Source organism: Streptomyces sp. YS-3, from assembly GCF_045257485.1.
Classification (GTDB): domain Bacteria; phylum Actinomycetota; class Actinomycetes; order Streptomycetales; family Streptomycetaceae; genus Streptomyces.
The window spans coordinates 1-8169 of record NZ_JBJHPC010000334.1 but is presented as its reverse complement, the minus strand read 5'-3'; the positions used below and the strand labels follow the sequence as shown (position 1 = coordinate 8169).

Sequence of the window (8169 nt, the reverse complement as noted above, 5' to 3'; positions counted from 1 at the left end):
ACCCCGCCCCTTCCCGAAAGCCCTTGGCGGGCGGCCTGGTGTATTCGGCCGCGGGCAGGCGGGGGCTGAGCGCGCAGTTCCCCGCGCCCCTAAAGGCCTGGGGCCGAGCCGGGTTTCCCCGCTGCGGCGGACTACCCAGGGGCGCGGGGAACCGCGCGACAAGCCCTACTCAACCCGCAGACGAACGACAGCCCACCCGGGGACCCAGGGGCGCGGGGAACTGCGCGACAAGCCCCAGCCCTACTCGACCCGCAGACGAACGACGGCCCACCCGGCCGCCTAGAACCCCGCCGGCTCCGTGTAGATGCCCCACTCGTCCCGCAGCACCCCGCAGATCTCCCCCAGGGTCGCCTCCGCGCGCACCGCGTCCAGCATCGGGACGATCATGTTCGACCCGTCGCGCGCGGCGGCGAGCATCGCGTCCAGGGACGCCCGCACCCGCGCCTCGTCCCGCGCGGCCTTGCGGTCGGCCAGGGCCCGCACCTGCTCCCGCTCCACCTCGTGGCTGACCCGCAGGATCTCCAGGTCACCGGTGACCGACCCGTGGTGCACGTTGACGCCCACGACCCGCTTCTCGCCCTTCTCCAGGGACTGCTGGTACTGGAAGGCGGACTCGGCGATCTCGCCGGTGAACCAGCCGTCCTCGATACCGCGCAGGATGCCCGAGGTCATGGGCCCGATGGGGTGCTGCCCGTCGGGGTGCGCCCGCCGTCCGCGCTCCTTGATCTGGTCGAAGATCTTCTCCGCGTCCGCCTCGATGCGGTCGGTGAGCTGCTCCACGTACCAGGCGCCGCCGAGCGGGTCGGCCACGTTGGCCACACCCGTCTCCTCCATGATCACCTGCTGGGTCCGCAGGGCGATCTCGGCGGCCTGCTCGCTCGGCAGGGCGAGCGTCTCGTCCAGGGCGTTGGTGTGCAGCGAGTTGGTGCCGCCGAGGATCGCGGAGAGGGCCTCCACCGCCGTCCGTACGACGTTGTTGTACGGCTGCTGGGCGGTGAGCGAGACACCGGCCGTCTGGGTGTGGAAGCGCAGCCACTGCGCCTTGTCGGACTTCGCCCCGTACACCTCCTTCATCCAGCGGGCCCAGATCCGGCGCGCGGCGCGGAACTTGGCGATCTCCTCGAAGAAGTCGAGGTGCGCGTCGAAGAAGAAGGAGAGACCGGGTGCGAAGACGTCCACGTCGAGGCCGCGGCTGAGCCCCAGCTCCACGTACCCGAAACCGTCCGCCAGCGTGTACGCCAGCTCCTGCGCGGCCGTCGCCCCGGCCTCGCGGATGTGGTACCCGGAGACGGAGAGCGGCTTGTAGGCGGGGATGCCCTCGGCGCAGTGCTCCATCAGGTCACCGATGAGGCGCAGATGCGGCTCGGGCTGGAAGAGCCACTCCTTCTGGGCGATGTACTCCTTGAAGATGTCGGTCTGGAGCGTGCCGTTGAGGATGCCCGGGTCGACGCCCTGGCGCTCGGCGGCGACCAGGTACATGCAGAAGACCGGTACGGCGGGGCCGCTGATCGTCATCGACGTGGTGACGTCGCCGAGCGGGATGTCCTTGAAGAGGACCTCCATGTCGGCGGCGGAGTCGATGGCGACACCGCAGTGGCCGACCTCGCCCAGCGCGCGCGGGTCGTCGGAGTCGCGGCCCATCAGGGTCGGCATGTCGAAGGCGACGGAGAGGCCGCCGCCGCCCGCCTTGAGGATCATCTTGTAGCGCTCGTTGGTCTGCTCGGCGTTGCCGAACCCCGCGAACTGCCGGATGGTCCAGGTCCGGCCGCGGTAGCCGGTCGCGTGGAGTCCGCGCGTGTACGGGTACTCGCCGGGCCAGCCGATCCGCTCGAAGCCCTCGTAGGTGTCCCCGGGGCGGGGCCCGTAGACCGGGTCGACCGGGTCCCCGGAGAGCGTGGTGAAGTCCGCGTCCCGCTTGCGGGCCTTGTCGTAACGGGCCTGCCAGCGTCGGCGGCCCTCCTCGATGGCGTCAGCGTCCATACCCTCGAATTTACTAGGGCGTCCTAGTAAATGTCGATGGCAGACCGCCCGCGGTTCTCCGCGGGCGGGGGGCCGGACCGGCTCCTAGACCTGGGCCCCGACCGGCGCCGAGTCCGTGACCAGGGGTTCCACCTCGCGGGAGACCTTGCGCTCGACGAAGAAGGCGGCGGTGGGAATCGTGCCGGCGATGAGCACCCACAGTTGCTTGCCGACCGGCCACTTCGCCTTGGAGCCGAGGTCGAAGGCGCAGACGAGGTACAGGACGTACAGCCAGCCGTGCGCGATGCCCACGATCTTGGTGAAGTCGGCCGCGCCGTCCATGTCCAGCAGGTACTTGGCGATGACGCCGAGAGTCAGCAGGACGAGGAGGACGCCCGTGATGTAGGCCATCGCCCGGTACCGGGTCAGCACGCTCTTTTTCATGCCTACGAGCGTAACGGCCGCGAACCCGCGATCTTGGCCGGGCCACCCCTTCGGGGGGCGCGACGAACGGGCCGGGCCCTACTCGTCCTCGAAATCGCGCGCGGCCACCCGCAGCGGCCTCAGCAGGGCGAAGATCTCGCCGCACTCCTCCGCGTCGTAGACACCGAGCCCGAAGTCCATCTCCATCAGGTCCCGCGTCGCGTTCTCCACGACCTCGCGCCCCTTATCCGTGATGGAGGCGAGGGTGCCGCGTCCGTCGTTGGGGTTGGGCCGCTTGTCGACCAGCCCCGACCGCACCAGCCGGTCCACGGTGTTGGTCACCGAGGTGGGGTGGACCATCAGACGCTCGCCGATCTTGGACATCGGCAGCTCACCGGCCTTGGAGAAGGTGAGCAGCACCAGCGCCTCGTAGCGCGCGAAGGTCAGCCCGTACGGCTTGACCACCGCGTCGACCTCGGCGAGCAGGATCTGGTGCGCGCGCATGATCGAGGTGATCGCCCCCATGGAGGGGACCGGTCCCCAGCGCTGCTGCCAGAGCTCGTCGGCGCGGGCGATGGGGTCGAACGGGAGGCTGAGGGGCTTCGGCACGCGTCGACCTTACCGACTGGTCACATGCCGGTCAGCTCCGTCTCACACTTCGGCCCACTCCCCATGCCCGGCCCGCCCGTGGCGCTCCCCTGCGGTGAGTGACCGATATGTCACGATTGCCCGCGTCCTGTGTTACGCCCGTGACCCCAGGGAGCCGTATGTTCCGGCACGGAAAGGCCCGGCCCGCGAACGCCCGGCACCGCATCCTGCTCGCCGCCGCCCTGCTCACCCTGGCCGTCGGCTGCTCCTCCTCCCCCGAGGGCGCGACCTCCGCCTCCGCCGAGCGCCACTCCACCGGCGAGGGCGCCGAGCCGGCGGCCGGCGGCCCCTTCTGGGTCGACCCGGACAGCAACGCCGCCAGGCAGATCAGGATCTGGAAGGCGCAGGGGCGCACCGCCGACGCCGAGGCGCTGCGGCGGATCGCGGACCGGCCGGTGGCCGACTGGCCCTCCGGGGACGACCCGGGGCCGGGGATCCGCCGGGCCGTGGCGGGCGCGGCCAGGAACCACCGCACGGTCCTGCTCGTCGCGTACAACATCCCGCACCGCGACTGCGGCGGGCTCTCGGCGGGCGGCGCCCCGGACGTGGCCGCGTACCGGACCTGGTACGGCAGGTTCGGCGACGCGATCGGGGACGCGAAGGCGATCGTGGTCCTGGAGCCGGACGCGGTCGCCCACATGGTCGACGGCTGCACCACGCCCGAGCACCGGGACGAGCGGTACCAGCTGCTCAACGAGGCGATCGACCACTTCAAGAAGCTGCCGAACACCAGGGTCTACCTGGACGCGGGCAACCCGGCCTGGGTGCCGGACCCGGGCCGGCTGGTCGAGCCGCTGACCCGGGCCGGGGTCGCCCGCGCGGACGGGTTCGCGCTGAACGTCTCCAACTTCCAGACGGACGAGTCCGTACGCGCGTACGGCGCCAGGGTCTCCCAGGGGCTCGGCGGCAAGCACTTCGTGGTCGACACCAGCCGGAACGGGGCCGGGCCGCTCCCGGAGGACCCCGAACAGGCCTGGTGCAACCCGCCCGGCCGGGCGCTCGGCACCCCGCCGACCACCGGGACCGGGGACCCGCTGCTCGACGCGTACCTGTGGATCAAGCGGCCCGGCGACTCGGACGGGACCTGCCGGGGCGGGCCCCCGGCCGGCGCCTGGTGGCCCGAGTACGCCCTGGACCTGGCCCGCCGCTCCAGGGCCTGACCCACCGCCCGGCGCGAGCCGTTCGGTCGGTCATCCGGTCGTCCGGTCCGTCTAGTCGATCAGCAGCCACTTCGCCTCGGACGGCGTGCCCTGGGCGTCGGTGACGAAGAGCATGTACCAGCCGGGCGGCACGAGCGCCTTGTCGCGCGGCACCTCGACGGTCACCGAGTTGCTGTCCTTGGTCAGACGTACGTCGATCGAGCGCTGCTCGACGTCGGTGGTGTGGGTGACCGCGCTCGGCCGCATCAGCCGGGCCCTGGCGATCCGCTCGGGGTGGGCGGCGGGGAAGGTGGCGCGGCGGTCCTGGCCGACCGCCTGCGGGCCGTCGCCCAGCGCCGGGCGCTTGTCCTTGTCGCGGTAGAGGTAGGGCGGGGTGTAGATCTCCATGCGCTGCTCGAACTTGCCGAGCTTGGTGTTGTTCTTGTCGCCGAAGAGCGAGTCGGAGCCGAAGGTCGCGACCCGGCCGTCGGGCAGCAGCAGTGCCTCCGAGTGGTAGTTGCGCCCGACCGTGGGGTCGGCGGCCTCGCGGAAGGCGTTGGAGGCGGGGTCGTAGAACTGGGCCCTGAGAATGTTGCTGGCGCCGCGGCCCCGGTAGTCCTTCGAACCGCCGGTGGTGAAGACGGAGTCGTCGGGCAGGATCACGCTGTTGAGGTAGCGGGTGCCCTGCGGGAGCTCGGGCCCGGGCTTGAAGGCGGGGTTGTCCTGCGCGAGGTCGACCAGGGCGGTGCGGGGGGTGGACTTCTTGGACTCGCCGACCCCGCCGCCGCCCAGCAGCATGAACCGCTGGGCCTGGGCGGGCGGGAGCAGCAGCGAGCTCGCCGTCTCCAGCTGGTCTCCGTCGCCCAGGCCGCCGATCTTCTGGAAGGTGTTGGCCGTGAGGTCCCACAGGCCGGGCTCGCGGCCCTTGTCGGCGGGTCCGTAGCCCGCGTTGGCGCCGGAGTAGAAGAGCTTGCCGCTCTTGGTGAGGAAGAGCGAGGGGTAGGTCGGGAAGTACCGGAACGGCCCCGTGGACCACTTCTTGGTCCTCGGGTCGTAGATCTCGTTGTCGCCCGCGAGGATCGTGCCCACGTCGTCGAGTCCGGAGACGGCGAGCACCCGGCCGTCCTGGAGGGTGGTGAGCGTCGGATACCAGCGGGCCTCGCGCATGGGCGGGACGGGGACGTACTTCTCCGCCTTCGGGTCGAACTCGTACGCCGACCGGATCCCCTGGAAGTCCTGCTTGTCCATGGTGATCTTCTCGGCGAGGCCGTACGTGTTCTCGGCGTCCTCGCCGCTGAGCCCTTCGATCGCGTACTGCGCCTGCCGGGTGGTCACCGACTCGGGCCCCTCGGCCGTCGCCTCCACGAAGACCCGGGCCTCGGCCGGGGTGACCTTGGTCTTCCACGGCCTCATCTGGCCGGTGGCGTAGTAGCCGATCTCGAACTCGCGCTTGGCCGGGGGCACGGTCACGTCGAACCTCGACACATACGCGACGCCCGACGGGGAGCGGAAACGGGTGCCCTTCTTGAGGGTGACGGCCTTGTCCGGGTTCTCGTTCTTCACCCGCATCCCGCCGCCGGCCCGCTTCATCTGCGCGTCCAGCACCTCGTAGCGGGCAGTGCCGCCCGCGACCAGGAGACGGCCGTCGGGGAGCTGGGCGTGGCCGGAGCAGAAGAAGTCCTCGGGGGTGGGGACCTTCTTGAAGGAGTTGTCCGTGGGGTTCCACAGCACCGTGTCGAAGGAGCCCGCGTCGAACTTCTCCTGCTTGTTGCCGGACCCGGCGATGATCAGCACCTTGCCGGTGTGGAGCAGGGCCGCGTGGATCGCGTTGGTGCGGTACTTCGCGGGAATGTCGACGGTGTCCCAGGCGCCGTACTTGCGCATGTAGTCGGGTTGGCGGATCCGGTACGCGTGGTACTGCTCCTCGGCGAAGGAGAGCGCGGCCGGGGCGTTGAGCCCGGCGAGCAGCAGGACGGCGCCGCCGCCCAGGAGCGTCTTCTTGGTGCGGGGGGAGAGCCGCTGGGCCATGGGTCAGTTCCCTCCGGTCGTCGAGGCAGCCGGTGCGGTGGCGGCGGCGAGCGCGGCCTCCGTCTCGGCGGGCTCGGCCGGCCGTGCCGGGGCCTGCCGCCGGACCGCCGCGTGCTCGCGCCGGACGCCGAAGGACCAGACGGCGACCGGGGCCAGCGCGATGGCGAGGGCGAGCACCGCCCAGGTCCGCATCGCCGCGTGGGTGTGGCCGTAGTGGACCGAGGCGCCGAGCGAGACGACGAGCACCGCGGCCCAGAACAGATGGATGCGGAAGGTCCACAGCCGGTCGGGGCTGGCCGCGCCGCCCTTGGGGGTGACGACGAACTGGCCGCGGGTGCGCAGCACCGCCGAGAGGAGCGACTTGAGGTAGACGGGCGCGCAGAGCGCGGACATCCCCATGCCGGCGAGGCCGCCGGAGCCCTGGGGTTCGTGGGGCGAGACGTTGTGGCGGCGGTTCCACAGGTAGAGGCCGATCTGGAGGGCGGCGGCGTCGCTGTAGAGCATCAGCCAGACGGAGGCGGAGACCTGGGTGCCGGAGGCCCCGAACCACAGGAACAGCACGCAGCTGACCATGCCGAGCAGCCAGTTGACGGCGGTCATCGGGTAGTAGACGAGCATCAGCGAATACGACAGGAGCCGCCCGGGCGGCACCCGGAACAGCGCCTTCCAGTACTGCTTGAGGAGCGTCTCGTACGTACCGCGCGACCAGCGCGTCTGCTGGGTGAAGAAGTCGGTCCAGGACTCGGGGCCCTCGCCGACGGCGAGCACGTCCGGGGTGTAGACGGACCGCCAGAAGCGGCCGGTCCCGGGGTTGCGGCGGCGGTGCAGCTCGAAGCCGGTGGCCATGTCCTCGGTGACCGAGTCGTGGAGCCCGCCGACCTGGCGCAGCGCGCTGATCCTGACGATGTTGTTGGTGCCGACGAACATCGGGGCGCGGTAGCGGTTGCCGGCCCGCTGGATCAGCGCGTGGAAGAGGAACTGCTGGGACTCGGCGGCCTTGGTGACGGGCGAGTCGTAGTTGCCGTAGACCTGGGGGCCGACGACGAACGCCACGTCGGGGTCGCGGAAGTACCCCATCATCCGCTCCAGGAAGTTCGGCAGCGGTACGTGGTCGGTGTCGACGGAGGCGAAGAAGTCGTAGTCGGCGCCGTGCATGGCGAGCCAGGCGTTGTAGTTGCCGTGTTTGGTACGGGCCTTGTGCGGGCCCTTGTGGCGGTTCCACTCGGGGACGCCCCTGCGGGTGAAGTGGTGCACCCCCAGCTCCCGGCAGAGCGCCCTGGCCCGGTCGTCGTCGCCCTCGTCCAGGAGCCAGACGTCCAGGGGGCCCACGTGGTGCAGGCGGACCGCGCCCCGGAGGGTGGCCCGGACCATGGATATCGGCTCCTTGCCGGGCACCCAGGTGGTGAGGAAGGCGACCCGGGTACCGGGCTCGGGATACACCGGTACGGGGTCCTGGGCGACCATCGTGGCGTGGGCGATCGAGACGACGTTGACGAGCATGAAGAGCTCGATCAGGCCGATCGCGACGAGCATCGCGATGTCCAGTCCGACCAGCCACTCGTCGCCGCCCTCGCGCTCCACCCAGTGGGTGGGCCACACCAGGTAGACGAGGAGGACCGCGGTGAGCACGGGCGCCAGTGCCATCAGCAGGACGGCGCGTATTCGGTGCGGTTCGGCGGAGAGGAGACTGCGGTACCGCACCCGGTAACCCGTCCTGTCGGCCTCCGTGAGCGGTCCGGCGAGCCGGCTGTGGGCCTCGTAGTCGTAACGCTCCGACGGACTCTCCGACCGCACTGTGCCCTCCAGGTGATCGAGACAGGTAGATACCCCCACAGAAGTGGAGATTCTTCGGCGTGTCGACTGGAGTACTCCGAGTGAGCGGTTCTTGTTTGAAGCGGCGGCGGGCCGTCTTCTCGCCGCCCGGGGCACGACAGGGCCCCCGGTGCCGCGCGGGGCGGCCGGGGGCCTGTCG

Annotated in this window: 6 protein-coding genes; 1 reads left to right on the top strand and 5 read right to left on the bottom strand. The window is 70.9% G+C overall.

Translation table 11 applies throughout. From position 1 onward, the window contains the following. Positions 1 to 279 precede the first annotated feature (279 nt). The 3 genes from ACJA3G_RS24020 to ACJA3G_RS24010 all read right to left on the bottom strand — a co-directional run bounded on the left by ACJA3G_RS24020 (position 280) and on the right by ACJA3G_RS24010 (position 2991). Positions 280 to 1980 carry a methylmalonyl-CoA mutase gene (locus ACJA3G_RS24020; protein ID WP_406555109.1) on the bottom strand — a complete coding sequence of 567 codons (1701 nt, stop codon included), beginning with the start codon at positions 1978 to 1980 and terminating at the stop codon, positions 280 to 282. Between the two features lie 84 nt (positions 1981 to 2064). Continuing rightward, positions 2065 to 2403 carry a DUF3817 domain-containing protein gene (locus ACJA3G_RS24015; RefSeq protein WP_406555108.1) on the bottom strand — a complete coding sequence of 113 codons (339 nt, stop codon included), beginning with the start codon at positions 2401 to 2403 and terminating at the stop codon, positions 2065 to 2067. A gap of 78 nt (positions 2404 to 2481) precedes the next feature. Then, positions 2482 to 2991 (bottom strand): MarR family transcriptional regulator, encoded by a 510-nt coding sequence (locus tag ACJA3G_RS24010; protein ID WP_329401795.1) that lies wholly within the window; start codon positions 2989 to 2991, stop codon positions 2482 to 2484. Between the two features lie 158 nt (positions 2992 to 3149). On the opposite strand from ACJA3G_RS24010, the gene ACJA3G_RS24005 reads away from it, so the two are divergent. Beyond that, positions 3150 to 4190 carry a glycoside hydrolase family 6 protein gene (locus ACJA3G_RS24005; RefSeq protein WP_406555107.1) on the top strand — a complete coding sequence of 347 codons (1041 nt, stop codon included), beginning with the start codon at positions 3150 to 3152 and terminating at the stop codon, positions 4188 to 4190. Between the two features lie 51 nt (positions 4191 to 4241). On the opposite strand, the gene ACJA3G_RS24000 is transcribed toward ACJA3G_RS24005, so the two are convergent. Both ACJA3G_RS24000 and ACJA3G_RS23995 read right to left on the bottom strand, forming a co-directional pair. Beyond that, positions 4242 to 6197 carry a galactose oxidase-like domain-containing protein gene (locus tag ACJA3G_RS24000; RefSeq protein WP_406555106.1) on the bottom strand — a complete coding sequence of 652 codons (1956 nt, stop codon included), beginning with the start codon at positions 6195 to 6197 and terminating at the stop codon, positions 4242 to 4244. A 3-nt stretch (positions 6198 to 6200) separates the two neighbouring features. After that, positions 6201 to 7991: a glycosyltransferase family 2 protein gene (locus tag ACJA3G_RS23995; RefSeq protein WP_406555105.1), complete on the bottom strand. Its 1791-nt coding sequence runs from the start codon at positions 7989 to 7991 to the stop codon at positions 6201 to 6203. Positions 7992 to 8169: the final 178 nt, after the last annotated feature.

Excerpts from the sequence above, each read along its gene's own strand:
- ACJA3G_RS24020 (WP_406555109.1), bottom strand. The coding sequence starts at position 1,980 with ATGGACGCTGACGCCATCGAGGAGGGCCGCCGACGCTGGCAGGCCCGT.
- ACJA3G_RS24015 (WP_406555108.1), bottom strand. The coding sequence starts at position 2,403 with ATGAAAAAGAGCGTGCTGACCCGGTACCGGGCGATGGCCTACATCACG.
- ACJA3G_RS24005 (WP_406555107.1), top strand. The coding sequence starts at position 3,150 with ATGTTCCGGCACGGAAAGGCCCGGCCCGCGAACGCCCGGCACCGCATC.
- ACJA3G_RS24000 (WP_406555106.1), bottom strand. The coding sequence starts at position 6,197 with ATGGCCCAGCGGCTCTCCCCCCGCACCAAGAAGACGCTCCTGGGCGGC.